Genomic DNA, 25404 nt, shown 5'->3' with positions numbered 1-25404 from the left:
TTTACGCATCAAATCAAAACTTATCAACACTATGATGGTAAACCGACTTCTATAAACGTAAAGATCTACAGGCTGCTTGCCTATCTATTGGGATTAACCTAATAGGTTGATATAGTTAAGGTATCGTTTTTTTACCCTATTGGACGTCTATGCCTTCTGCTCTTCACTATACGTTAACTATTTCAAATTGGCGTGCACACCAATTTACTGTTGCGCTACACATTCCTGAACATAAAGATTCATCGCTAACACTTACTCTTCCAAGCTGGATCCCAGGAAGCTACATGGTTCGCGACTTCGCGAAAAGCATAATTAGATTGAGTGCTACGTTAAGTACCAGCCACATAGAGAATTCTAGCGACGAAAACTCCGATAGCGTTCCGGTAACTAAGCTCGATAAACAAACGTGGCGTGTTGAAACTGACGGTAAACCTTGCACCGTTAACTACACGGTTTATGCCAATGACTTGTCAATTCGCTCCGCCTTTATGAACGATCAGTACGCATTTATAAATGGTACGAGTGCGTTTTTACGCGTTTCGGGTTTTGAGCAATCAGCCTGCAAACTAGACATTGAACTCGATGATAGTGACCCATCTACCGCAAATTGGACGGCCTACACCTCTATGCCAATTCGCAGCGAAAGTACGAGTTCGAAGCGCTGGCATTACGCCGAAAAAAATTATGATGAACTCATAGACCACCCTATTTACGTTGGTATTGCAGACACCCACAGCTTCGACGTAGACGGTATTACTTTTACGTTGCTTTTCTCAGGCAACAACAATATCGATTACCCGCGCATAGCTAGAGACCTCACACCTATTTGCAAGCACCACTTGGATTTGTTTGGTGCTCCACAACCCATAAATAATTATCTGTTTATGACTCTGCTTGCCGATAACGGCTTTGGTGGTTTAGAGCATAAGCACTCAACCGCCCTTCTTTATCCGCGTTTTGATTTGCCACAGATAGGTGAAGGCGAAAACAAAACCGACAGCTACATAACCTTCTTAAGCTTGTGTAGTCATGAATTCTTTCATACATGGCATGTGAAGCGCATCAAGCCTGAGGTTATGGTTAAGCCTGATTTATCTCAGGAAACCTACACCAACCAGCTTTGGATTTATGAAGGTTTTACAAGCTTTTACGATGACGTAACCCTAGCAAGAGCTGGTGTTATTGAGCCTCAAAAATACCTCGATATTGTGGCTCAAAATGTCAGTCGTCTGTTACAAAACGCTGGGCGCTTTAAACAAAGTGCAGCTGAAAGTAGCTTTGACGCTTGGACAAAATTTTACAAACAAGATGCGAGCGCTACTAATAATATTGTTAGTTATTATACCAAAGGCGGCATTATTGCCCTTGGGCTAGATTTACTGCTTCGCAAAAGGTCAAACAACCAAGTAACCTTAGACAACTTAATGCAACTGCTCTGGAAGCATTATGGCGTTGACGAGTGTGGCACACCCGATAACGTGATTCAGTCGCTGTGCAGTTCCCATTTTGGCATTGATGTTTCAGACTATTTAGACCGTGTAGTTTATGGTACTGACGATGTTGAATTGGCTGCACTGGTTTCTGACATGGGCGTTAATTACAACACCCGTACACGTGTCTCAGCTGACGATAAAGGGGGTTTTTCACAGCTACCTTCAATTAAAAATCAGCTTGGCGCCACGTTAAAAGCCGCATCGTTTGGACTAACGGTAGTTCAGGTATTTGAAGGTCTTGCTGCGATGAAGGCAGGTATTCTTTTAAACGATGTCATTATTGCTCTAGACGGCCATATTGTTACCGCTCAAAAGCTACAGCGCTTATTGGATAACCCGCAGACATCGACGGTAGACATAACGCTTATTCGCGATGGGCGACTTTTAACGCTGCCTCTTGAAATCACTCGGGCTAGACAAGAAATGGCATACTTTGAAATTACTGATGAAGAGAAACTTAATAAGTGGTTAGGTAAATAAAGTAACGCATTATTACTAATAAAAAATACAAAAAAGAATACTTAAAAAGATTACTAAAAATGCGCCTTCGGATTTTACCTGAAAGCGCCTTTTCTTTACTGCTTTAAGCACTGAGATCTATAGGGATTTACTGTTCGGGGGAACCAGAAATTATGGTCTGCGGATCTAATCGAGTTTTCCCTAAGTTAATACGCCAGTCCAAGTGCGGACCGGTGGAGCGGCCAGTGGACCCAATCGTTCCAATCTGTTCACCTTGCTTGACGGTATCGCCTACCTCAACTGTGAAGCTATCCATATGCAAAAACGTTGAAAAAACACGCATACCGTGGTCTAGAATCAGGGTGTTACCTGAGTAATAGAGATCGTCGGCCATGGTAACCACACCATCCACAGGCGCATATACGGGGGTGCCTGTTTTGTTAGCGATATCTACGCCGTAATGCGGCCATTTCGGCACACCATTTAATATGCGTTGACTACCATACACGCCAGATATTCTACCTTTAGCTGGCCACTCAAAACGGGTGAATAAAGCGTCTAAATCGCTATTTCCGCTGCGCGCTTTGCCAACGTTGACGTTATCTCGTTTTATCCGTGCAGTTACCTCAGCAGGCGGCGTAACCATTTTCTGCTCTAAACCATCAATGCGCTGAATATTGTACTCGCGCTTTTCAAGGGTGATGTCGCGTTTCCACGTTTTACCATTATCTAGCTTCACTATTAAACGTTGCTGAAGAGGTGCTTCTCTTTCAAAACCCACAACAAATTTGCCGTCCTTGTTTGTCTGCACTGGCTCGCCATTAAGAGTGACCGTAGCGCCTGCTGGTGCCTGACCACGTAACAAGGCGCCTTGGGTAAATTTACCATTTAGCGAAACTTCAATCGGGTTTTTATCTTGGGCTGGGTCAGACGATATTTCAGTATCATTATTCGTAGCAATTGCCGCAGTCGCAACAGGGCTTACGGTAATTACACCCATTGCAAAAATACACGTTAATGCACTTGGAATTTTCTTACCCAACGCTCTTGTTATTACGCTGATTATTGGGTTAGTTAACGTGCCTTTAGTATGTGTGGTAGCCATATTGTGCCCTGTCCTTTACTGCTTTCTGCTAACGCTAGCCTTTAACCGTAGCGCCTTTACCCACGCCTTCATAGGCGATTACTTGGCAAACTCCATCAGGCGTGCGCTTCTTTTGTTCTTCAAGAAGATACTGAGCTAAACACTCAACCGTTGAGTCGGTTTCGATGACTTCACAATCTGACTTAGGAATTAATAGTTCAAAATAGCCCTGAGACGACTCGTAAGCAAAACAGTAGTAATCCGCTTCATTTGAAACTTGACCTTTAAGCTTTCTATCGCTGTAGGCAATTTCATCTTCTCGAGTTGCAATATAAATGTCTGCCCAACGGTCTGCCCAATATTGCTGACTTTCCGTGCTCACTTTACCGTCCAAGATAATATCAATGCGAGAACGGTGCCCGTGAGCTATGCGCTGACAGTTACCATCGTGCTTCTTAAGTCCGTGAGTGTAGTGATAGAACGGTGAGTTGATAATTTCTGCGCGCAAATGCAGCGTTATGTTTTCAACGTTTTCAGGAAGGTGCGTTGCTAGCACTTCTTTTAAGTAAACGCCGACAGACTCCATGTTTATTTCATCTGAATAAACGAATGCATAGGCTTCCGCTGGGCAATGTAACATGATGCTACGCCCATCGGTGCAGGTAAAGCGGGTCTCTACCTGTTCAGTAACGTCATCGTGAATAACCTCTGAACCGCTGTATTCCGCGGGTACTAAAAGCTTATGATCGACATATTCGTCAATAAGTCGCTTTAAGTTCTTTTTCACGTGACCGAAGTCTTGAACCATGCTCTCTTCATTAAGCTCACCGTCCAAAATCACATCGACAATCCAGCTTTCACCCACCATGCCGCGCTTTGGGCAAAGGTAAGAGAAGTCCATCACTGTCAAATCATTTACAAATAATTGCATAACACCCTTGAATCGAGTTGATATTCTATTAACTAGTATACGTTTTTTATCTACGTTTCGCAGCGACTAGTCCATTGAAGATTGGCGATTAAGCTGATCTTTTAAATTAGGTGGAATTCCACGAATAGTTAGTGTATCGGTAGCCGGATCATAAAACACTCTGTCGCCCATTAGCTTACGTTCAAAACTAAGCGATACCCCGCCACCCTGACCGGTAAACTTTGCAAGCTGTTTCAACGCTGCTGGATCGGGCTGAATTTCTTTCTCAAGTGGTGCTTCCATAGACTGAGTAAAGGCAGAAAAGTTGCTGCTGGTTTCCTCGTTTTGAGGAAGTCGGTTTGCCAGTTCATCCACCGACAAGCTTTCGCCTGCATCAATCTTTTCTTTGAAGTACGATTTAACTTCTTCTCTATGCTGATGCTGCTCTTGTGGGTCTAACGACTCACTGGCAAGATATGCATCGACAGTAGAAATTAGCTGCTTGTTTTGTTGCTTAACATCAACCAGTTCTTCACAGCCCACAAACTGCATAAAGAAATCAGATACTTTGCGACCCATTCTACCTTTTATAAAGCTTACGTAACGCTGTTGCTCTGGCTGGATATCCCACTGAGTTAAATCGAAACGTACGGCCAGCTGCATTTTAGCTAAATCTAAATGTTCCCGGGCAGACAGGTCTAATGAATTGGTAACCTCTACATGAGAACGGGTATTGAGTAACGCTATCATTAAATACTGGGTGGCTAGATATTCATATTGGCAGAATATAAGAAAGCCAGTTTCTACCGTACCTGTATCAGCTAAAGTACGTACTAAGCGATTAGTCGCCGATACTGAAAACGCGTGAAATGCATCTTCTACGTTGTCTCCCGCTTCTTTTTGAACATCCATGTATTGCCTGAGGCCTTCGGCGAACTCAGCCACATTCTCAGTGCTTGTTTGCGTGATTGCTTCGCCTTCTTCACCTTCCACTTTCGCTTCGCGGGTTACTTCAGTGACAAAATGCCCCACGCCTTTTCCGGGTTTAGCATTGAAGCTATGGTTAATTTGATGGGCTAAAAGCTCAATTTCCGGGGTTACTGCCAAGCAGTTATCACGGGGAATTGCTTCAATTTTCTCTTCTTTGTTTACAATCAAGCGATGTACAACAAAGTGATGAATCAGTGCACTCATAGAGTATCTGGTGTCCTGTTGCTTAAAAAGTGTCAGAAATATTCAAAGAATTGCGGGATTTTAGAATGAATGATTGTACTCACTCAAACAACGATTATAATCATTTTACGTTTAAAACCATTCTTTTTATCAAAGATAATCATAAAAAAGAGGCGTAGCAATGCCCCAACAGAGCCGCTATAGCAACGACGAATTCGAAACGCTAATGAATAACGTTATTCTAACCCTAGAAGAAGGCGGTGCAAACCGCGATCTTTCACTTATGGTGTTAGGCAACGTTATTACACATATTTTAAATACTCAGGTTGCTCCTGAAAATCGCGAAGCCATGGCAGCACAGTTTGCCGATGTACTTAAGAAAAGCGTAACAAAAAGCTAAGGGATTGCATGATACTTGCCGAATCACCTCGTCGCCAGCGCGTTACTAAACTGGTAAATTGGGGGCACTGGTTTGCCTTGGCGAATATTATCATCGCCATTGTTATTGCCTCGATTTTTGTTTTCTCATCACCTATGCCAGGCACAGGTGTCGGCACCGTGTACCTTTTAGCCAATTGGTTTGGCCATATTGGGTTTATGACCTTTTTTGGCTTTGTCATTTTTGTTCTCCCACTTTGTTATTTGGTTAATAACCCGAGAGTGATAAAAGCTAGCGCATCCATTATTGCTGCGGTGGGCCTAGCACTTTTAGCGTTTGATGCTTTATTGTTCAACCGTACAGGGTTTCATATTAGCTTTCATGCTGCAGACTTACTGCGCAGCGAAGCACAATCTACAATGGCTATAGAGAGCTGGCAGCAGTGGGCCTTCTTGTTCCTTCTGTTCATTGTTTGGCTTGGTTTCCAGCTAGTTTTAGCTAATGCGATATGGAAGCGTGTTGAGCGCTTCACGCGCTATAAAGTGGGCATACCTGTTACAACATTTTTCGTGAGTTGTTTTGTAACCAGTCATGCTATTCATGTGTGGGCTGATGCCAAGCTTTATCAACCTATTATTGCCCAAGACAACATGTTTCCGCTTTCCTACCCTGCGACAGCTAAAACCACCATGTCGCGCTACGGTTTGCTTGACTTAGCGGCCTATGAGGAGCGAAAGCAGCTGCAATTTAACCCTGATATTCACAATATCACCTATCCTGCTGAACCAGTTTATTGCTCTATTGAGACCAATAAAAATCTTACCGTAGTCGTTCAAGTAGATAATGATAACGCTGTTGACTTAAGTGGTATTGAAGGTGTGTCGTTAAATACCCTTGCCAATTATTATTCAACAGCCAGCAGTGTTGAAGGTTTAATGACGGCAACCTTATTTGGTGTACCGGAAATTTATCAGGATGCCTTGTCTCAAAAGCGCCCTGTACTATTGGCCTTACCTTTAGGTTCGGGTATGCCGGTATCAATACATAGCGATGTCGCACTACCTCTCCCTCAATTATCTGGCTATGTACAGCCTTTGAGTAATAACCATGAAGGGCTGCACATTACCTTTATGAAAGGTTCAGATATCAAAGACTATGTTGAAAATACTATTGATAGAAAACATGAAGTATTAATAGCGACAGGCTTTGGCAGTGAAAATGGTAAGGGTGCACTTTACAGCACGCTAGATATCAAAGGTAAATTAGCAAGTACTGAAGATTTGGCACCAACTATATTGAATGCCTTGGGTTGTAACGCACCATCAACCTTCTATTCGACTGGCCAAAACTTATTGGCACCATCGCGCCCTTGGTTAGTAAGTACCTCAGGCGAGCGAATCGTAGTATTTCATGGAAATAAACGGACAGATGTTCTAAGTAACGGTAGCTATGAAATCAGCGATTTGACTTCCGGCAAACGCAGTAAAGATGCTTTGAACATTGACTTGCTCAGTCAGGCCATAAAGCACTTATCCCGCTTTTCCACACAGAACTAGAGCTTCTCTCTCGCAGCGGTAGGCCAACCTATCGCTGCAACACATTTTGCTTTTTTCTATTAGTAACAAAAACTTAAAGCGTTACGCGTAACCATTTCATTATTTCAGATAGGCTAGTAACGTTAGATACACGGTGAGAAGAATTAAGCTTACTCAGCTGCTCATCAGTTATACGTTTATGTGACAAATAAAAGCTTTCCGTTAGACCGGCAGCATTAGCAGCCTCTATATCTCGCCAACTATCACCAATGAGTATGCTGTTGGACAAGTCGATATCAAGTTCTTTAGCAGCTTGGAGCAGCATGCCTGGCAATGGTTTTCTGCACTGGCACTCGATAGTAAATTTTTTTACGCTACCCTGGGTGTGGTGAGGGCAATAATAAACAGGGATATGTTTTACATCGTGGAAAGCGAAATCTTTTTGCACTCGCGCCATTAACCTATGAAAATCTTTTTCAGTGTAATAGCCTCGCGCTATTCCACTTTGATTAGTGACAATTACAGGCAGGTAACCCTCATTTTGAAACTTGCGCACGACGTCGAAGATACCTTCTACATATTCAAAATTTTCATATTTACCAACGTAACCGTGGTCAACGTTAATAACACCGTCTCGGTCTAAAAACAGCGCTTTTTGATTATGGCTGGACATCTATTTACTCATCACCAACAGTCGCGCCCTTTCTCCAAATTTGGATGTGAAAGTCTGCGGTTACTTTTTCTAACGACGCTACAATAGACTCGATTTTACCGTGTGGTAACTTCCAATAAAAAGGGGTCATCTTTATAAGCGCTATCTTGTGATCTTCACTTTCAAAATTGATGGGAAATGAAAAACACTCGTCATGGATGCGAGTAAATCCACTTCTAGGCCCATTATCAATTTGATGTTTTCTTGGTGTGTCGTAGACTTGCTGTTTAAGCTCAAACAGATGGTTAGGCGCAGGGTCGACGGTTAAAAGTAGCCCCTCACTGTTCAATACCCGTTCATACTCGTCGTTGCTTCCAGGCGCAAAGACCTGTATCACTAAATCTTGAGTAGAATTTTCAAGGGGTAGTTCAAAGCTGCTTGCTACAACAAACTGAGCATGTTTATAAGCCTTAGCGGCCAACTCCACGGCTATTTTAGATATATCACTGCCCGCAGCCTCAATAGAAAAACCTTTAAGCGCAAGGCCCTGAACCATTGCGTCTAAATAACTTCCTTCTCCGCAACCAGCATCATAAATAGAGATACTTTGTTTAGAACCGTCTTCTGCCAACCCTTTTTCTTTGCACGACTCAACAATTAGGTCCCCTACCACCTCGATTAACCTATCTTTCAGCGGTTGATAGGTGTTTAATTGATGAAACTCTCTACGAGCTTTCACCATATCCTTATCGTCACCCGGAAGTTTCGACTTCTTAAACTGAACCGGTAATAAGTTAACGTAGCCAGATTTTGCTTTATCGAAGCTATGATTGTTTTCACACCGGATTGGCGTTGAATTTAATGAAATAGGTGATTTACAAAGTGGGCAATGCCACATGACGAGATCTTTGTTATTGTGAATTTACTAAAGGATATCAAAATCGACACCTTTACGGCAATAACAGCGCAAAATAACGGTAAGGGTACAAAGGTATAAAGGTACGAAGGTAGGAAGATGCAAAGGTTATAAAGCCAAACGTTATCAGTGATGTCTACGCTTGGCTCGCTAATTTAAATTATGCCTATTTTTTACAAATGTCTTTTCCACATTCTGTCAAAAAAGTAATTTATAAACCTGATAAGGGGTGTTTATCTTCGGGCCATGGAGAGGTAAAAAAATGCTCTACCACATCTTGCGGCACGTCTTCTACACTTTCATATTTCCATTTAGGCGACATATCTTTATCTATCAATAGAGCTCTAACACCCTCCTGAAACTCACCACTTTCACCGCAGCGACAAGACATATTAGCTTCCATTCTAAAGCAATCAGCGAGGGTCATATCCGCCCCTCTTTTACACTGCTCATAAACTAAATGCATAGTTATCGGAGAGCCTTTTGCCAATGTGCTTTGTGCTCGAGACAACCATTTATCTTGGCTCATATCGGCGCCAAGAATTGAATTAACTACGTCAGTGACATTACCAGCTGCACACAAGTCATTAATGAGTGCCATGTTAGGCTCTACATTGCTGCTAGGCGCAGAATCCGGTGCCTTTAAAGATTCAAGAATAGAGGTTACAGAATCATTTAAACGATTACTTTCTATCTCATCCCATGAATAGTTCGAAAGCTTTTGTATCAAAGTCTCTTTTTCTGAGCTAGCTACTAGCGCATCCGCTAGGCCTACAAAACGGGCGTCTGCACCATTCATCTGCCCGCCTGTTAAGCCTAAAAACAAACCTGATTTTCCAGGTAGACGGGGAAGGAAATAACTCCCTCCTACGTCAGGGTATAATCCGATAGTAATTTCGGGCATAGCTAATCGCGACGTTTCGGTTACTACGCGATGGCTAGCACCACATAGCAGACCCATACCGCCGCCCATTACAATGCCGCTGCCCCACACTACAATGGGTTTGCTGTAGTTGTGAATGGTGTAATCTAAGGTATATTCGGTTTCAAAAAACGTTTCCAAGAACGATGGAATTTGGCCTTGTGCCTCCACCATCGACTTGTACATAGATACGATGTCGCCACCAGCGCAAAACGCTTTATCACCTGCAGCATCAATGACCACAGCTACAACATCACTACGCGTCTGCCACTGTTGAAGTGCTTTTAGCATGATTTCTGCCATCGCTAGGTCCAGCGCATTCAGTGCTTTTGGCTTATTAAGCGTTAAACGTCCTATTGTAAAGTCGCCGTTCGATGTTTTTAACTCATCTACAATGACTACTGACTCCGCATCTGTCATATTCACTTTCTCCATTGATTGTGCCTAGAAACGCATTTTTTCTGACTGAGCTGCAAGCGCATTAAAGAACGCTTCGCTCATCGGAAAGTAGGCGCCGCCCAATAATCACACGCATAATTTCGTTGGTACCTTCAAGTATCTGATGAACACGAACATCTCTAAAGTGACGCTCTAATGGGTACTCTTTAATATAACCGTATCCGCCGTGTAATTGGAGCGCATCGTTACACACATTAAAACCTACGTCTGTTGCAAAGCGTTTAGCCATAGCGCAGTACGTCGTTTTATCTGCGTCATTATTGTCTAACTTACACGCTGCCATACGTACCATCTGTCTAGCCGCAACTAACTCAGTCGCCATATCAGCTAATTTAAATTGAAGAGCTTGGAACCCTGCAATAGGTTTACCAAACTGCTCACGCTCATTCATATAATCACGGGCTACGTTTAGCGCTTGCTGTGCTGTGCCTACTGAACAGGTAGCAATATTAATTCGGCCGCCATCAAGCCCTTGCATGGCCATTTTAAAGCCTTGACCTTCCTCACCTAACAACCAGCTATCATCAAGCTTTACATTGTCAAATGTGATCATACGAGTGGGCTGGGCATTCCACCCCATTTTCTCTTCTGCTTTTCCGTATTCAATACCATCTGCATTAGCAGGGACTGCAAATGCAGATACGCCTTTAGGACCATCCTCGCCGGTACGCGCCATGACAACGAGAACATCTGTACTCCCTGCTCCAGAGATAAATACTTTAGCGCCATTTAGTACATATCCACCGTCAGCTTTAGCTGCTCTAGTTTTAAGTGAAGCAGCATCAGATCCAGCGCCAGGCTCTGTTAAGCAATAAGAGGCAAGCTTGTCACCTGTGACTAATTGTTCGCACCACATATCTTTAACTTTACTGGTGCCCCATGTTGCTATCATCCACGTAGCCATGTTGTGAATAGTTAACATGGCTGTAGTTGTAGTACACCCCATTGAAAGCTGCTCAAAGATTATTGAAGAGTCGAGTCTTGACAGGCCTAGGCCACCCGCACTTTCAGGTGCATACAATCCGCAAAAACCTAATTCGCCGGCTTTTTTAATCGCCTCTACGGGGAAATGGTGCTCTCTATCCCACATTGCGGCATTTGGCGCTAATTCTTGTTGAGCAAATTGGCGAGCTGTTTCTTCAAAGGCTAATTGGTCATCGGTTAATTCAAAGTTCATTAGACATACCTTCAACTGAGTTGCTTTTTAAACACAATAACCAATACCTACCCCTTACGTAAACGTAAAGGTAAATATTTATTTAAATTTATGGGTGTATAACGTAAATATTTTGTGACGAGAGAATGATTTTGATTCTGAGAGTAATGCTGGTAGTCAAAACTTATCCTTTTTAATAATGCACTTTTTCCCAGCCGCTGATAAGCTAGCTTTAATTAAAAGTATTCATATGATTGCCGTGGAATTTAGAATAGCCATAGTAGAAGACAATGCTACCGCTCGAACCGCGCTGCGGGGCCACCTCATGTCTATTGCAAATTTATCGGTGAGTAGCTTTGCATCTGGCGTTGAATTGAAAGCGGCGCTTAGAAAACAGAACTTTGAACTGTTATTAATGGACTACCACCTTGGTCAGGGCAAAACTGGTGTCGAATGGGTTCAAAATTTGAGAGAAGCCGGGTTTATTAGGCCGAGTACAGGAATCATCTTTCTTACTTCGGACCGCTCTCCTCAAATAATCGGTCGGATCATGGATCTTCAACCCGACGTTTTACTCATCAAACCCTACACTATTGCCTCACTGACCCGCCAAATTAATCACTATTTAAAATACCGTGATTTTGTTAAAAACGTTTTGCATTCGTTAGACAATAAACAATTAGAAAGAGCTATCAGTGTAGTACGCGCCAAAATCTCAGAAGGCATCCCCCCTCGCCTTGTAGCGGATATACGAAAACTTTATGCAAGGCTTCTTTATGAAAACGGCGATATCCAAAGGGCTTTGAGTATTTATGATGATGTGCTGACCCGCAGCGATAAAGTGTTGTGGGCGCAATGGGGCAAAGTTAAATGCCAGTACGCATCTGGGCAATGGCCACACTGCAAAAGCCATCTAAGCCAAATGGTAAATTCGAGCCTGGCACGGGATAAGGCATTTGAATGGCTAGCTTCTATTTCCTTTGAGCAGAATTCTTATGAACAGGTAGAAAAATACCTTAACGAGATAAAGTTCAGTGAATTGAGTTTGCCCGCCGCTAAACTAAAAACTTTAGCGTATCAAAAACAGGACAAAGTCGTTGAAGCTATAGACCTTTTGCAAAAAAAGCGTGCGATGCACCGCAGTGCTAAAGACAGGTTTAACGACTTTACCTTTGAATTGGCAGAGTTTTATTTGTTCTTGGCAGAAGAGTCACCTGAAACCAACAGAAAAGAAAGCTTGTCTCAAGCGAGAAAACTAGTTGGTATTGCGGGTAGAAGCCAAGGCGACCCACAAACACTGCAAAAAAGGGATTACCTTCTGGCGTTTTCAGCAGTGTTAGATGGCGATATAGAGAAAGCCAGCCTTCTGCTTGAAAGTGACCACATTGATAATTACCTGCGTACCGAACCGTCTGTCTTAGTGATTGCTGCCAAGGTTCATCACGGGCTGGGCGATGAACGCAAAGCAGGTGAGTTATTGTTAATGGCTAAGCAAAAAAATGCTGAACTACAGGCCATATCAGAACAAGTGATGAACGACGAGTTAATTTTCACTGGTGGTGAACGATTGGGACTAAACCACGAACAGGCTATTTCTATTAATGAATCTGGCACCCAACTGTTTATAGAAGGAATGTTTGATAAAGCAATGAAGCATTTTTACGATGCATTTCAGCTCTCGCCAGAAACTGCAGCTTTCGGGTTAAACCTGCTTCAATGCATGATTGAAGCAGATACAGGCGTTTACCGTAAATTTAACATCAATGTTTTACTTGAAAAAATCACTTCATTGCCGCTGAACGAGACAAATAGGACCCGTTTAGAACAGCTTACTTTGTCCGCACAAGAGCAAGCACTTTAGTTTATTTAAAGTGCTAGTGCTTTTTTACATTACAGCAACCTACGCTCAAAAAGAGACTATTTTAAACGAGTAAGTAAGCTGGAAGTGTCCCAACGGCCACCACCAAGCTTTTGTACATCAGAATAATATTGGTCAACAAGGGCGGTGAGCGCCAAGGTAGACCCGTTTTTACGCGCTTCATCAAGCGCAATGTTTAGGTCTTTGCGCATCCAATCTACAGCGAAACCAAAATCAAAACTGTTGTTCAACATGGTGCTGGCTCTGTTTTCCATCTGCCAAGACTGCGCAGCGCCTTTGCTTATAACATCGATGACTGCGTTACAATCTAGTCCAGCGCGTTGGCCGAAGTGAAGCGCCTCGGCTAAGCCCTGCACAATACCGGCAATACAAATCTGATTCATCATCTTTGCAAGCTGACCGCTGCCGCTTTTACCCAGCAACTGACTATGGCGAGCATAATGTGCCATTACTGGCTCTACTTGAGCGAAAACCGCTTCATCACCGCCAACCATGATAGTCAGTTGACCATTTTCAGCCCCAGCCTGCCCTCCAGAAACTGGCGCATCTAAAAATCCAATTTGTTTATCGTTACAGCTTGCGTAAAGCTCTCTCGCTACATCAGCTGATGCGGTTGTGTGATCGACCAGCACGCTACCTGCTTTCATTATCTCTAGTGCTTGCGTACCAACATCTCTCACATCATTGTCATTACCTACGCACATAAAAACGATATCTGCGTCTTTAACCGCTTCAGCCACAGAATTACACGCACTAGCGTCAGCGTTGCAATAGGCGGCTAGCCAATCTTGTGCCTTTTTCGCCGTACGGTTATACACAGTAACAGAATAACCCGCTTTGCTAAGGTGCCCTGCCATAGGAAATCCCATTACACCCAAGCCCAAAAAACTCACTTTCAAATTACTCATACAGAATATACTCTAGATGCCAATTAAATAGGTTTGCATTACGTAAGAGTAACAGACTTAACAAAAACAAAAACATAGGAATATAAATTTGGAACTCTATACTCACCCAATTACATTGAATAACGGCGAGCAAACTACACTTGAGCAATACAAAGGGAAAGTACTGCTTATTGTTAATACCGCCAGTAAATGTGGCTTTACACCTCAGTATGAAGGGCTTGAAGCGCTTTATAAAAAATATAAAGACCGGGGGTTTGAGGTACTAGGGTTTCCATGCGACCAATTTGGCCACCAAGAACCCGGAAGTGATAGCGATATAGCACAATTTTGCAGCCTAAATTTTGGCGTGTCATTTCCGCTTTTTAAAAAGACAAATGTTAATGGGCCAAATGCAAACCCACTTTTTGAAGCGCTAAAACAAGATGCCCCCGGGCTATTGGGAACTAAACGTATAAAGTGGAATTTCACTAAGTTCTTGGTCAATGCTGAAGGTAAAGTCCTAAAACGCTACGCGCCTACCGTAAAGCCAGAGTCTATTGAAAAAGATATTGTTAAACTTTTAGGGGCATAGATCCTACGCCCTAACTTGAGTGCAAATGAAGTGCTCTGGGTCGACTGACGCTACTATTATTTTGTTGATCTGTGTCTACACAGTTCAAATAGTAGCGTGCTAATTTATTACGCATTGTTGGCACTATATAGTGCATTAGCAGTTGGGTAGTAAAGTGAAAACTACGCCAAATGAAAATACGTACACGTGTGGAAATACTATGCAAAATAATCATATTGCCTTTTTTAGTACTCGCCCTTATGAGCAAGTGGTATTTTCACAGCTATTAGAAAACCACAATAGCGCCAATAACCAAAGCATTAAGGGCACTTTTTTCGAGCACCCACTTAATCCATCAACTGCTATAAGCTGTAAGGGATATAGTGATGTGGTTGTCTTTGTGAACGACGATGTAAATGCCGCAACCATCAAAGTGCTAAAAGACTGTGGTGTTAAACATATCGCGCTTCGCTGCGCAGGTTACAATAATGTAGATGTTAGCGCTGCTGCTGAAGCTAACATAGCAGTAAGTCGCGTGCCTGCTTATAGCCCTGAAACGGTAGCTGAACACACGCTAGCACTCATTCTGACCTTAAACCGAAAAACCCATAAAGCCTATAATCGTGTTAGAGAAAGTAACTTTAGCCTAAACGGCTTAATGGGCTTCACCCTACACGGCAAAACGGTGGGCGTTGTAGGTACAGGAAAGATTGGTAAAGCCGTCATCCGCATACTGTTAGGGTTTGGATGTAAAGTTCTTTGTTTTGACCCAAGCCAGGATGATGATGTGATCGCTTTGGGAGCCCAATATGTTCCGCTAAACGAACTGTTGGAACAAAGCGTCATTGTTACGTTGCACTGCCCGCTCAATGAAAAGAGTTATCACATTATCAATGCTGACAGCATAGCGAAAATGCCGGCGGGCGTAATGCTAATCAATACATCACGCGGCGGGCTTGTTGATGATACTGCCATTATAAAAGGGCTTAAGTCGAAACAGATTGGCTATTTAGGGTTAGATGTTTACGAAAGAGAGTCTGAACTCTTTTTCAGTGACCATTCACAGGAAATCATACAAGACGACACCTTTCAGCGTTTAACAACCTTTCCCAATGTATTGATAACGGGGCACCAGGGCTTTTTCACTTATGAGGCATTGAATGAAATTGCGGTAACGACGCTAACATCCTTACCGGTGACAATACACTGTAAGCAGTTTTTAGGATAAACCCAATGCATCAAAGCTGCCTGTAAACTCAACCGTCTTGTGGCTTTTCAAGAATGAGTTGAAAGTATTTTCCTAGCCACAAATAGGGCTCCTGCTGGTGATACTGTCGTTCAAGAGCAAGTAGATCGCTAAATTTGCTACTTTGATGCGTAATATCCCGCATATAATCGTGAAAACAGCGAATGCCAGCTTTTTCTAGTATGTTAAAGCCTAACGACTCACAATACTCAACTACTCGCATTGCGCTTAGCGGCTGGTTGGGATTAAGTCTCACCTGCTTTTTCGCCTTCATTCCTTTGGCGATATAATCAAAATTACCGTAAATGGCATTGGCAAATAAATTCGCATCTTGATTAAAGAAACTCAAGCTTAAGCGCGCTCCGGGTTTCATATTGCTATACATAAAATCTATAGCATCAAAGGGCGCATCTAGCCATTCTAGAACCGCATGACAAACCACAAAATCAAAATCACTTAGGTCTTCTATTTGTTGTAAATATTGATGCCGTATTTGTATATTTGGCGCATCAGAAAGTAAAGATTCCGCTTGATTAAGCACATCTTTTGACGCATCGGTGAGCACAACAGCATGTCCTTTCGCGGCTATATGAGCCGTCATTACTCCTGTGCCCCCACCTATTTCGATGGCTCGAAGCGGCGCTTTTAAATAAGGTTCAAGAACGTCACATAGTAATGTGTGCCGCAATTTGCCCTTGGTTGTCCCGTAAATGTTGTTTGAGAACTTTTCAGCAATACCGTCGAAGATACGATCGTTATTCATATACTACAAACTTCGCTATGCAGGGTTATCGATATCAATAAACTCAACAGGTACGTCGAATTGCTGCTCAATATGTTCACCTAAAGACTTCACGCCGTAGCGTTCGGTAGCATGGTGGCCAGCCGCGAAAAAGGTAATACCCATTTCTCTTGCTGTATGCACCGTTTGCTCAGATACTTCACCGGTAATAAATGCATCTACACCTAACTCAACCGCTTGTTCTATGAATCCCTGACCTCCGCCAGTGCACCAAGCAAGTGTCGTAATTGGTTTTGAAACAGGCCCTTCTATTAGCACATCTCGTCCTAACAGCTGCTGCAATTTATCTTGTAACGCCGCACCTTCAATTGCTTCCTCAAAATTTCCTTGCATAACAACACCCACAGGTTTTACACCGCTGACTGCACTTACATTTTGAACATCGAGAAGAGACGCAAGCTGACGATTGTTACCAAATTCTGGGTGAACATCTAAAGGAAGGTGGTAAGCAAACAAATTTAGATCGTTGGCTAGTAAAGCAGAAAGACGGCGCTTTTTCATGCCAGTCACAGCCTGCGACTCACCTTTCCAAAAGTAACCATGGTGCACAATAAGTGCATCGGCGTTAGCTTCTATCGCCGCATCTACTAAAGCCTGAGATGCAGTTACGCCTGTCACAATTTTCTCTATTTTGCTTGTGCCCTCTACCTGTAAGCCATTTGGGCAATAATCGCTGATTTCGCTAACCCTTAACATTCCATCAAGATAATTTTGTAGTTCTAGGCGGGTAATAGACACAAGTCCTCCGGTTGAAAGTTAGACAAATTGTTAAAAAAACGCTATAAAATACGCGAACGTTTCGTATAACACCTATAAGTCGACAAACGCTTATCGCAGGAAAACGGGAAAAAGTGGATTGTTTAAATCACTGCCTACTTTTAATTCGTTTTATCGGTAACGTGTTGCGCTTTAATCAATCAGCTGTCACTTATTGGTATTACAGGACAAAAACGTTCGTCATCTTAACAAAATAAAGAGCAAAAAAGCATGGCAAACTTAGACAAAGATGCAGTTATCGCGGCTTTTACTGAAGCCTATAAAAAAGCTAATGGCAAAGCGCCGACTATTGAAAGTAAGAGCGGTTGGTACAGCGTAGATGGCGGAAAAAATATGCGCTTAGCACAGCTTCAGGAAATGGCAGAATCGCTAGCATCGAATTCGTCTGAAACAATAGAAGCAAAGAAAGAGAAAAGCGAACCCAAAGCAAAAGCCAAACCTGCTAAGAAAAAAGCACCGGCTTCCAACAAATCAGGTTTTTCGGTTAAGGATTTTTGGGCTGAGAAGCTAAACGCTGAAGCTCCTGGCGCGACCCTTCCTCGCTAGCTTCAACAAGCATTTTTCATAACGCTTATTTCACACTATGCCTAGTCTCCATTTGAGGGGACTAGCGCTTTGTTCTTACGTTAGCTGTAGAAGTGGTTTATTTACCGGCAAGTCCCTGCGCGACAAATGGCACAAGATGCTGGATGACTTCTTTTATATCTACGTGCTTATGAAAATCGGATTCAGCGATTTCTGTTAATGCCTGACTCGATGCCATCGAAAAGACAAAACTTCCCATAGCAAAATGCAGTCGCCAGAATAGCTCTTCTTCTGGAAGTTCAGGTAAACAGCGCCTGATAGCATCTACGAGAGCGCGTATACAGTCACCATAATCATGCATTAGGAACTTACGCAAGTGCCCTTGTGTTTCGTTGTATCCCCGGCCGAGCAATTTTACAAAGGTGGCCGTGCCCTGCTCAGATATAGCATTAAGATTTAACATAGGGGGAATAAGCGAATATAAAAGCTGCTCAACGCCTTTAGCGCCTTCAATAGGCGGGAGAGCGTCTAAGCAAGTCTTAACTTGTGGCATAAGCTCATCAAAGTATCGCTTAAACACCGCTTGTATTAAGTTTTTCTTACTACCAAAATGGTAATTAACCGACGCTAAATTTACTTCTGCTCTGGCAGTAATTTCCCGCATCGAGGTTTGGGTAAACCCACTTTGAGAAAACAAGTATTCCGCCGCATCTAATATATCGTTTTTAGTATGCCGTGCCATATTCTTTTTATTATCTTTTGTCGGTTAAAAATTTTACGCCCATCTGTGCTTATTAACGGTGTTATGTTCATGCCGCAACAAACACAGATGGTTTATAGCTATTAAAACCAATGACGCGCTTTGTTCATGCTTTTCATAAACACACGCTCAACAACATTAGCTGCCGACATACCCAGCTTTTCCGCAACATTTTTCTTAACAGCATACTTAACACTGAAAATTTCGCGTGCTGGGTAATGCGAAAGAATGTAGTCATCGGAAGTGGTGATGTCGTCAACCAAGCCAAGTGCTTTTGCTTTAACTCCTGGCCAATACTCACCAGTAGCTACTTTATCTATATCCATTTCAGGACGCTGACTTTGCACAAAATCTTTAAAGAGCACATGAATCTCTTCAATTTCCTCTCTGAACTTGGCGCGGCCTTCATCGTTATTTTCGCCAAAAATCGTTAGCGTACGCTTAAACTCTCCGGCAGTATGCTGCTCAAATTCTATATCGTTTTTCTTCAACAATTTATTGAAATTAGGTAGCTGAGCTAGAACACCAATACTACCGATATACGCAAACTGTGACGCCAACAATGTATCGGCAACACACGCCATCATATAGCCACCGCTTGCCGCAACTTTATCTACGGCAATGGTCAATTTCAGACCCTTTTCTTTGATGCGCTGTAATTGCGACGCAGCAAGTCCATAACCATGTACTACGCCACCGCCACTCTCAAGGCGTACTAAAACTTCGTCTTCTTTATTTGCCACACATAAAATAGCGGTGATCTCTTCACGCAGGTGCTCGACCTCATTGGCATCCATAGACCCTTTAAAGTCTATAACATATAAACGAGACTTCTTTGACTCGTCCTCCTGATCTGTCGCTTTGTTTTTAGCCTTGCTCTTCGCTTTGGCCTCTTTCTTCTGTTCTTTAGCTAACTTTTTTAATGCGTTTTTATCTAAAAGGACTTCTTTAGCGTAGTTTGTAATGTCCTTTAATTGCTCAGAAATAGACACGATTTCGAGTTGCCCTTTCCCCTGCTTCTGTTTACTTGCTACACCAACAATGGTTGATACAACAACAACGAAGGCGATAACTAACGTTACTGCTTTGGCAACAAACAAACCGTATTCGTACAAAAACTCCAAACTTTACTCCTAGTAAAATAAACGGGTAAGCAACGTTGTTTACCCACAACGTAAAGAGCGGCCTTACCCAATTTAAGGCAAAGCCGCTGATGTAATTGCGTTATAATACCAGTCTCATCTTATTCTGACGATAGGTTAACCTGCTCAATCTTATTCGCTTCAATCTCTTCATCAGTGAAATAGATATCCCGAAGTGTAGGCTGTGTAGAATAAAGCTGGGTCTGGTCTAAGAAATGGTCACTGCCAAACTTACGAGACTGTGAGTAAGTTAATATACCTCGACCCCTTGGCCCTTCATCAGTGAAGTTGATAACCATTGCCCAACTTGTGCCATAGTTAATGTGATAGCCCTCAGCTTCAGCACTCATCGCCGTATTACTGTTAATTGTTTCGTAGCTATGTCTTGGTAACTGTGTACCATTACTGTTGCTTCTTACATCAAATACGTTAAAGCCACCTTCAATATTATGAGCACCCGCCCACGGTAGTTTAACACCTGAGGCAGAGCCGTCTGGCAAGCTACGCTCGACAAATTGCACTTCACCGAGTGGGGCATCAAATGCTACCCCAGCCTGTTCGATGACCTGCGTAGCTCGCGCCAATTGCTCTAAAGTAGTATCATTTTTTACTAAACCCGATGGCGTAGTCACGGGGGCATCAAGAGAAAACGGTACTTCCCACTGCGGAGCTTGGTTAAACTGAAAGGCAAATTCTCTGAAAACATGTGCACCAGTACTCGTAAGGTTCATTGTACCGTCCCAGTCCTCTAAGGCTGCACAGGCTTGTGCTACATCAACACTTACTCCGTCTACGTTTACTGGCGTATCACCTTGCTCGGCGCATAGTTCAAGCAAAGATGGCAATATATTCTCAGCTAGATAGCTTCGGTTATTAAGTAATAGCCCTTCAACTTCCTCGGGTGTGAAAGTACCATCACTCCCAGCCTCATTTTCAATAAACTGCTGCCCCATACGTGAGCGCAATGACTGTTGATTCTCCACATTACCAAATAGCGGATTACTCACAACAATGGGTGAGTTTAGGTTAGTTAACCAGTAGCTATTGTTTGAATTTTGTACCGAGTCAGAGCCCTCGTACTTTGGTGCTTCTTCATAAGGAACTGGGCCTTCGAAGTCGAACTGAGAAATATTTCCCGGTAGTACGGTAAAACCAGCAGCGGCTTTCGTTTGAATAAGTAGCGGGTTCGTTGTTAATTGTTCAATAGCCGTTTCAGTTAAATTCGGTACCGTAGAGTCGTCGATATAAAATACTTGGCCGTCAGCCGACGCAGCCATGGTGTTATTAAAAATAACCCCGTCATAGTCTTTGAACGCCTGCTTAAACTCATCCATTGATGTGGCCATATTCATAGCCAGCCAATGATCAACAATATCAAAGTTAGGCAGGTTAGCGTCTTTAATAGCAAACGCATTGTTAGCATTCCAATCAAAATTACCTGGAACTTCAATCATTGGACCGTAGTTCGTGTAATAGGCAGTCTTATTCAGTTTAATGGTTTGCCCGCCACCTACTGCAACGTCAATTTGAAGGTTTTTTTCATAGATAGTGCGTTTGCTTCCATCAACTAAATGGGTAAGGCCTGATGAATCATCTTCATCAAGGGTTAGCTGATACACAACGAAATGCTCAGCAGTGGAGAATGTGTGGGTCCAGGCTACGTTTTCATTGAAACCAATGTTTACTGCACCTGGTAAACCCGTAAGCGAGCTACCGGTTACGTTTAGATGGCCAGGAACTTGAGCGTGGAAGTTCCAAAAACGCAAGTTTCCGGTGTGAGGAAAATGGGGGTTACCTAATACCATTCCCTTCCCATTTGTCGTTTTATCGCTTCCTAACCCCCACCCGTTAGACCCCATTTCCTGAGGATTTCTATCTGGCAACCCTACTGTCGGCGATATTCTTATTGAAGAGGCAACTTCACTTGATGACTCGGCTGGAGTTGGTAAATAGCTCTCACCTTGTGGCGCAGCAATAAACATTGGGCCTAAAAAGTTAGCAGCGCCGGGTAAAAGCGCCACGCCTAAGGAGTATGTTAAAAGGTCAACGCTATCAATTTCTGTTACCCAAGGCTGTCCCGCACAGCTTTGATCTTGCTCTTCTAAAGGTGTTTCATTTAAGTATCTGTTATACCCTGCCGTATAACCCTTAAACATTGCGCGAGAATTTGTAGACAGACGTGGTAAATTCTCTTCAGCGAGATCCCTAATACCAAGTGTTAAAAAGCCAAAGTCGTTGATAAGGTGCTCAGAGTCGCCGCTACCAGGCACTTGGTCTGGGCCGAAAAACTTGGCACGCTCTGAGTTGTATTTAACAATCTGGTCAGCCAGTACGCAAAGGTTGTCTCTTGCAAATGCGTACCCCACACCATAGGCCATGCTCTCAAGATTATCAGCTTTTACATGCGGAACACCGTAGGTCGTCCATGTTATGTCAGCCGACAAAGTACCGTCCGGTGCAAAAGCAGGAATAGGTGAAGGCGCTGGTTCAGGTGTAGTGGCCGTGGGTGGCGCTGGTTGCTCTATATTTGAAAAATCGTTGTCGTTATCGCCACATGCGGTTAATAGCCCGGCAAGTGTAAACGCAATAAGCGTTCGTTTAGTATTAAATGTGCCTTGATTGGTCATCGCAAATATTCCCTAATGATGAATGAAATAGTCCGTTTTTTCGCAAGTTATGTTTATTCAACACGTTGACTTCTATTGTCAATAAGACTGATCGGACCTTTTATTTACACTACATTAACATGCAGCTACATACAAATAACATTTAAGTCGTAAAGACAAAAAAGCCGGCATTGAAGCCGGCTTTAACTCATTAAAATGTAAGCTGGTGTAACACTGCTTTGTCTAACAAACTATAGGTGTCTAGTTCGCAACAACACTCTCATCTGAAATTGGAAGCGCTAGTGCGTCAGACGCAATATACCCTGCTACTTCTTTTTGCATTTCTGTGGTTACCGCTGCGCTTGCTGCAGGGCTCAAGCTAGAAGCATGTGCACCGCTATTAAACAGAACAACGCCGCTAATTGGGTCTGTACCTGGACCTTGAGTAGTAGTGACTTGCTCTAAACCGATTGTCGCTGCTAGTGGAAGTTGACCTGACAGAGGCAATGCTGTTGAAACTGGAATTACCTGATCAGGTAGGTTTTCTTCGCTACCATCACCTACAACCGTCATCATGTGAACAGGTGTATTACTTCCTAGCGTTTGTGCATAGTTAGTTGGGTCACCCGCATCCATTACTGTTTGCGCAGCGAATGCGAATTCTGCAAATACTGCATTTACTTCAGCAGCTTGCTCTGCAGTTAGATTATCTTCAAAAATAGTAACCGCCGCGCTAAGCTGCTCTTCAGTGACATCAGTTGTTTCATACAGTTGGTTTAGCAATGCAACAAAGTCTTCTGACGCCTGTGAAAGCAACAAGCCTTTAATTAGAGGTCCGAATGATGGAGACTCTAATAAGAATTGCGCTACGCCACCTCCTGGAGATTCAAGGGAAGCTTGTCTAACAGCGAACATACCATCAAGCGCTGCTAAATCGCCACCCATTGATGTGTTTGCAACCGCAGCAAAATTACCACCCGTCATTGCACCTAGCGACACACCCATAACAGACACACGTGACATATCAAATTTGACATTTTGTGCAGCGGTTGTATCTACAACAGCATTAAGCCCTAAACGCAGGCCTAGCAAGTCAGATACACTTTGACGCAAGTTATCACGTGCAGTTGGTAGGCTAGCAAGGTTCATATAGTGCGTAGCGCTTACGCTTGTAGCGTTTAAGTCATCAGTACCGTCACCATCAAGGTCGAAGCCTCGGCTCCCGTGTAAAGGCTGATCAATAGCCACTGAAGCAATACCTGCTAGAGATAAAGTACCGGTAATCGCAAGCATGTCTTCTTTTTTACTGGTGATACCGTGGGCTAAAATAACCACCGGCCAGCCAGCTTCAGGCATGCTAATTGGGAAGCCTAGAGCGCCCGCAATTGCAGGATCTGGAATAGTTACCTGCACGTCTAACGTTTCCATGCCCATATTTCCGCCCGTTGGCTGTGGATACGGGTTAAATTTAGTAATGTTTCTCGCGCTGTCTAGCATTTCTCCATCAATGCGAACGTCAGCAAGACCAAGGGAATTACACATTTCGGCATTCGGACCTGGCTGAGCATCAGCTAGCAACTCTTGCGGTGCGCCAGCTAACACAATGCCGCTGTCGCACGCTGCTTTCCAAAATTCATTCACTGGCGCAAGCGGATTCTCTGCACTTGGAACACCCAAGAAGTAAGGCAACGCTATATTACCTTCATACCGTTGAGCTGCACAGAATGGTCCTACTTGCCTTAAGATTGCTGTAGAAACACCTATCGCAAAATCATTTAACCCACCCCACTGGGCAGCTAACTGACCAGAGGCTGTGCCTGCAAGACCTGCACAAGTTTCTAACGCGCTGAAATCAGTTGCATCAATTGCAGCTATATCCGAACGACCTTGTTTACTTTGATCTATAACTGTAGTGACTAAGCTAGATAATCCAATTTCCGGTGCTATAGCTTCTAAAACATTAGGCGCTGCAGCAACATCGCGTACTGTAATAGCAGGTAAGGCTGTTGGTGCAGATGGGTCACCGCCAGCAGCCAGTTGTGCAAAACGGCTAATCATGACTTTCTTAATCGTATCAAGCGAGTTGGCAATAGATTGAGTCGTAAACGCCGATACGTAGGTGACGTCTTCACGTTCGAACCCCGCATTCAACAAAGGGTTAACTAATGAATTAACTAACCCCTGTATTTGAATCTGTGCTTCACTGGATAGCGGCTTAGTGTTAATGTCCTGTCTTACCGAGTCCCACGTAGTTGAGCCCTGTACTGATTTGCCAGACGAATCTTTTAAATCTGTGGTCATAACCAGCATATAACCCTGAGCAGGTTTCAGTGGCTTTAAAGGAACAAAAGTTATGGTGTTACTATCGGCTAGGCTAAGTACGTAATCGACGCCAAAGGTAAGTTGATCACCAAGCTTACATCCTGCAGAGGGCGTAGTTACTTGCGCACATTCCGGGTCACTTTGATCAAGCCCTAATGTTGCCTCAAATAATAAGACGCCAGATGCTAGCGAGCTTTCGTCAAGCGATGCGCCGACAGGCGTATCTACGTTAATAACAAACGGGTGTTGAGTTGACCAACCGTCTAACACGTTAAGAGCATTCTGCGGGTCAGCAAAATCTGTAGGGTCATCGACCGGTATATTCAGTGTGTAATCAAAGAAACCATCGTCGCCCGGAAGCATTAGAAGGTCGTTAGGAATGTTTAGGTTCCCGTTAGCTGGGTCGAAAACAATTCGTGAAAATGGTGTTTGAACTTCTGTTTCGGCTTGAATGTCGGAAAGGGTTTCATCGGAGCCACCACAGCCTGCTAGACCCAGCGCAAGGGCCACACTGGAACTTAATACGAGTTTTCTCATCTCTACTCCCTACAAGCATTGTTGTTATTCTGTGTCTAAAACCTAACTTTATTAAAAGTAGCTTGGTCTACCCTGTCTTTACAGGTGTAGTTGATAGTTTTAAACATGTTAGACCAGTTGTATCTTCCTCAATCTTATTGACTTTGTTGCAACTTTGCAAAGTTTTGTTAACTACTTTTGTTAACTTTTTTTACGTTTGAAGAATTTTTCAT

At 43.2% G+C, this 25404-nt stretch carries 21 protein-coding genes; 7 read left to right on the top strand and 14 right to left on the bottom strand.

All coding sequences use genetic code 11. The features are described 5' to 3' along the window. Positions 1-149: 149 nt before the first annotated feature. Entirely contained in the window at positions 150-1973 is a 1824-nt protein-coding gene (locus PCAR9_RS09730) for a M61 family metallopeptidase (RefSeq protein WP_179983427.1), read from the top strand. Positions 1974-2100: 127 nt separating this feature from the next. On the opposite strand, the gene PCAR9_RS09725 is transcribed toward PCAR9_RS09730, so the two are convergent. The 3 genes from PCAR9_RS09725 to yejK all read right to left on the bottom strand — a co-directional run bounded on the left by PCAR9_RS09725 (position 2101) and on the right by yejK (position 5140). Beyond that, on the bottom strand, positions 2101-2952 hold the full coding sequence (locus PCAR9_RS09725) for a M23 family metallopeptidase (protein WP_420000791.1): 852 nt from the start codon (positions 2950-2952) through the stop codon (positions 2101-2103). 139 nt (positions 2953-3091) lie between these two features. Beyond that, a complete protein-coding gene (locus tag PCAR9_RS09720) occupies positions 3092-3967 on the bottom strand; it encodes a 6-carboxytetrahydropterin synthase (protein WP_179983425.1) in 876 nt (291 codons plus the stop codon). A 66-nt stretch (positions 3968-4033) separates the two neighbouring features. Next, entirely contained in the window at positions 4034-5140 is a 1107-nt protein-coding gene (gene yejK / locus PCAR9_RS09715) for a nucleoid-associated protein YejK (RefSeq protein ID WP_179983424.1), read from the bottom strand. A 160-nt stretch (positions 5141-5300) separates the two neighbouring features. On the opposite strand from yejK, the gene PCAR9_RS09710 reads away from it, so the two are divergent. Both PCAR9_RS09710 and PCAR9_RS09705 read left to right on the top strand, forming a co-directional pair. After that, positions 5301-5519 (top strand): YejL family protein, encoded by a 219-nt coding sequence (locus tag PCAR9_RS09710; RefSeq protein WP_179983423.1) that lies wholly within the window; start codon positions 5301-5303, stop codon positions 5517-5519. An 8-nt stretch (positions 5520-5527) separates the two neighbouring features. After that, positions 5528-7054 (top strand): DUF3413 domain-containing protein, encoded by a 1527-nt coding sequence (locus PCAR9_RS09705; RefSeq protein ID WP_179983422.1) that lies wholly within the window; start codon positions 5528-5530, stop codon positions 7052-7054. Positions 7055-7127: 73 nt separating this feature from the next. On the opposite strand, the gene gmhB is transcribed toward PCAR9_RS09705, so the two are convergent. The 4 genes from gmhB to PCAR9_RS09685 form a co-directional block, all read right to left on the bottom strand. Then, positions 7128-7706, bottom strand: coding sequence for a D-glycero-beta-D-manno-heptose 1,7-bisphosphate 7-phosphatase (gene gmhB, locus PCAR9_RS09700; RefSeq protein ID WP_179983421.1), 579 nt, complete (start codon positions 7704-7706; stop codon positions 7128-7130). 4 nt (positions 7707-7710) lie between these two features. Beyond that, entirely contained in the window at positions 7711-8583 is an 873-nt protein-coding gene (locus tag PCAR9_RS09695; RefSeq protein ID WP_179983420.1) for a putative RNA methyltransferase, read from the bottom strand. A 229-nt stretch (positions 8584-8812) separates the two neighbouring features. Then, the gene (locus PCAR9_RS09690) at positions 8813-9943 is read right to left on the bottom strand and encodes an enoyl-CoA hydratase/isomerase family protein (RefSeq protein ID WP_179985200.1); all 1131 of its coding nucleotides are present in this window, start codon (positions 9941-9943) and stop codon (positions 8813-8815) included. A gap of 61 nt (positions 9944-10004) precedes the next feature. After that, on the bottom strand, positions 10005-11159 hold the full coding sequence (locus PCAR9_RS09685; RefSeq protein WP_179983419.1) for an acyl-CoA dehydrogenase family protein: 1155 nt from the start codon (positions 11157-11159) through the stop codon (positions 10005-10007). 229 nt (positions 11160-11388) lie between these two features. Between PCAR9_RS09685 and PCAR9_RS09680 the strand changes: the two genes are divergently transcribed. Next, positions 11389-12999 (top strand): response regulator, encoded by a 1611-nt coding sequence (locus PCAR9_RS09680; protein ID WP_232091169.1) that lies wholly within the window; start codon positions 11389-11391, stop codon positions 12997-12999. 56 nt (positions 13000-13055) lie between these two features. Here PCAR9_RS09680 and PCAR9_RS09675 read toward each other — a convergent pair whose 3' ends face one another. After that, a complete protein-coding gene (locus tag PCAR9_RS09675) occupies positions 13056-13925 on the bottom strand; it encodes an NAD(P)-dependent oxidoreductase (protein ID WP_179983418.1) in 870 nt (289 codons plus the stop codon). Positions 13926-14013: 88 nt separating this feature from the next. Between PCAR9_RS09675 and PCAR9_RS09670 the strand changes: the two genes are divergently transcribed. Together PCAR9_RS09670 and PCAR9_RS09665 are read left to right on the top strand one after the other, a co-directional pair. After that, positions 14014-14496 carry a glutathione peroxidase gene (locus PCAR9_RS09670; protein WP_179983417.1) on the top strand — a complete coding sequence of 161 codons (483 nt, stop codon included), beginning with the start codon at positions 14014-14016 and terminating at the stop codon, positions 14494-14496. A 199-nt stretch (positions 14497-14695) separates the two neighbouring features. Next, positions 14696-15703 carry a 2-hydroxyacid dehydrogenase gene (locus PCAR9_RS09665; RefSeq protein WP_179983416.1) on the top strand — a complete coding sequence of 336 codons (1008 nt, stop codon included), beginning with the start codon at positions 14696-14698 and terminating at the stop codon, positions 15701-15703. Between the two features lie 28 nt (positions 15704-15731). On the opposite strand, the gene PCAR9_RS09660 is transcribed toward PCAR9_RS09665, so the two are convergent. After that, positions 15732-16484 (bottom strand): methyltransferase, encoded by a 753-nt coding sequence (locus tag PCAR9_RS09660; RefSeq protein WP_179983415.1) that lies wholly within the window; start codon positions 16482-16484, stop codon positions 15732-15734. A 15-nt stretch (positions 16485-16499) separates the two neighbouring features. Continuing rightward, the gene (locus tag PCAR9_RS09655) at positions 16500-17261 is read right to left on the bottom strand and encodes a Nif3-like dinuclear metal center hexameric protein (protein ID WP_269475061.1); all 762 of its coding nucleotides are present in this window, start codon (positions 17259-17261) and stop codon (positions 16500-16502) included. 249 nt (positions 17262-17510) lie between these two features. Between PCAR9_RS09655 and PCAR9_RS09650 the strand changes: the two genes are divergently transcribed. Beyond that, entirely contained in the window at positions 17511-17846 is a 336-nt protein-coding gene (locus PCAR9_RS09650; RefSeq protein ID WP_179983414.1) for a hypothetical protein, read from the top strand. A gap of 97 nt (positions 17847-17943) precedes the next feature. Here the strand turns inward: PCAR9_RS09650 and PCAR9_RS09645 are convergent, their stop codons facing one another. From PCAR9_RS09645 to PCAR9_RS09630, 4 genes are all read right to left on the bottom strand, one after another. Further along, positions 17944-18567, bottom strand: coding sequence for a TetR/AcrR family transcriptional regulator (locus PCAR9_RS09645; RefSeq protein ID WP_179983413.1), 624 nt, complete (start codon positions 18565-18567; stop codon positions 17944-17946). Positions 18568-18668: 101 nt separating this feature from the next. After that, entirely contained in the window at positions 18669-19709 is a 1041-nt protein-coding gene (sohB, locus tag PCAR9_RS09640; protein ID WP_179983412.1) for a protease SohB, read from the bottom strand. Between the two features lie 119 nt (positions 19710-19828). Beyond that, positions 19829-22354, bottom strand: a complete 2526-nt coding sequence (locus PCAR9_RS09635; protein ID WP_179983411.1) for an acylase — start codon at positions 22352-22354, stop codon at positions 19829-19831. 240 nt (positions 22355-22594) lie between these two features. Then, positions 22595-25192: a VolA/Pla-1 family phospholipase gene (locus PCAR9_RS09630; protein WP_179983410.1), complete on the bottom strand. Its 2598-nt coding sequence runs from the start codon at positions 25190-25192 to the stop codon at positions 22595-22597. Positions 25193-25404: the final 212 nt, after the last annotated feature.

Origin of the sequence: Alteromonas macleodii, assembly GCF_903772925.1 — a bacterium.
Taxonomy (GTDB): Bacteria; Pseudomonadota; Gammaproteobacteria; order Enterobacterales; family Alteromonadaceae; genus Alteromonas; species Alteromonas macleodii_A.
The sequence above is the reverse complement of the archived record's forward strand: the minus strand, read 5'-3'. Positions and strand labels throughout refer to the sequence as shown.

Coding starts and splice junctions, on each gene's coding strand:
- PCAR9_RS09730 (WP_179983427.1), top strand. CDS start 150: ATGCCTTCTGCTCTTCACTATACGTTAACTATTTCAAATTGGCGTGCA.
- PCAR9_RS09725 (WP_420000791.1), bottom strand. CDS start 2,952: ATGGGTGTAATTACCGTAAGCCCTGTTGCGACTGCGGCAATTGCTACG.
- PCAR9_RS09720 (WP_179983425.1), bottom strand. CDS start 3,967: ATGCAATTATTTGTAAATGATTTGACAGTGATGGACTTCTCTTACCTT.
- yejK (WP_179983424.1), bottom strand. CDS start 5,140: ATGAGTGCACTGATTCATCACTTTGTTGTACATCGCTTGATTGTAAAC.
- PCAR9_RS09710 (WP_179983423.1), top strand. CDS start 5,301: ATGCCCCAACAGAGCCGCTATAGCAACGACGAATTCGAAACGCTAATG.
- PCAR9_RS09705 (WP_179983422.1), top strand. CDS start 5,528: ATGATACTTGCCGAATCACCTCGTCGCCAGCGCGTTACTAAACTGGTA.
- gmhB (WP_179983421.1), bottom strand. CDS start 7,706: ATGTCCAGCCATAATCAAAAAGCGCTGTTTTTAGACCGAGACGGTGTT.
- PCAR9_RS09695 (WP_179983420.1), bottom strand. CDS start 8,583: ATGTGGCATTGCCCACTTTGTAAATCACCTATTTCATTAAATTCAACG.
- PCAR9_RS09690 (WP_179985200.1), bottom strand. CDS start 9,943: ATGACAGATGCGGAGTCAGTAGTCATTGTAGATGAGTTAAAAACATCG.
- PCAR9_RS09685 (WP_179983419.1), bottom strand. CDS start 11,159: ATGAACTTTGAATTAACCGATGACCAATTAGCCTTTGAAGAAACAGCT.
- PCAR9_RS09680 (WP_232091169.1), top strand. CDS start 11,389: ATGATTGCCGTGGAATTTAGAATAGCCATAGTAGAAGACAATGCTACC.
- PCAR9_RS09675 (WP_179983418.1), bottom strand. CDS start 13,925: ATGAGTAATTTGAAAGTGAGTTTTTTGGGCTTGGGTGTAATGGGATTT.
- PCAR9_RS09665 (WP_179983416.1), top strand. CDS start 14,696: ATGCAAAATAATCATATTGCCTTTTTTAGTACTCGCCCTTATGAGCAA.
- PCAR9_RS09660 (WP_179983415.1), bottom strand. CDS start 16,484: ATGAATAACGATCGTATCTTCGACGGTATTGCTGAAAAGTTCTCAAAC.
- PCAR9_RS09650 (WP_179983414.1), top strand. CDS start 17,511: ATGGCAAACTTAGACAAAGATGCAGTTATCGCGGCTTTTACTGAAGCC.
- PCAR9_RS09645 (WP_179983413.1), bottom strand. CDS start 18,567: ATGGCACGGCATACTAAAAACGATATATTAGATGCGGCGGAATACTTG.
- PCAR9_RS09635 (WP_179983411.1), bottom strand. CDS start 22,354: ATGACCAATCAAGGCACATTTAATACTAAACGAACGCTTATTGCGTTT.
- PCAR9_RS09630 (WP_179983410.1), bottom strand. CDS start 25,192: ATGAGAAAACTCGTATTAAGTTCCAGTGTGGCCCTTGCGCTGGGTCTA.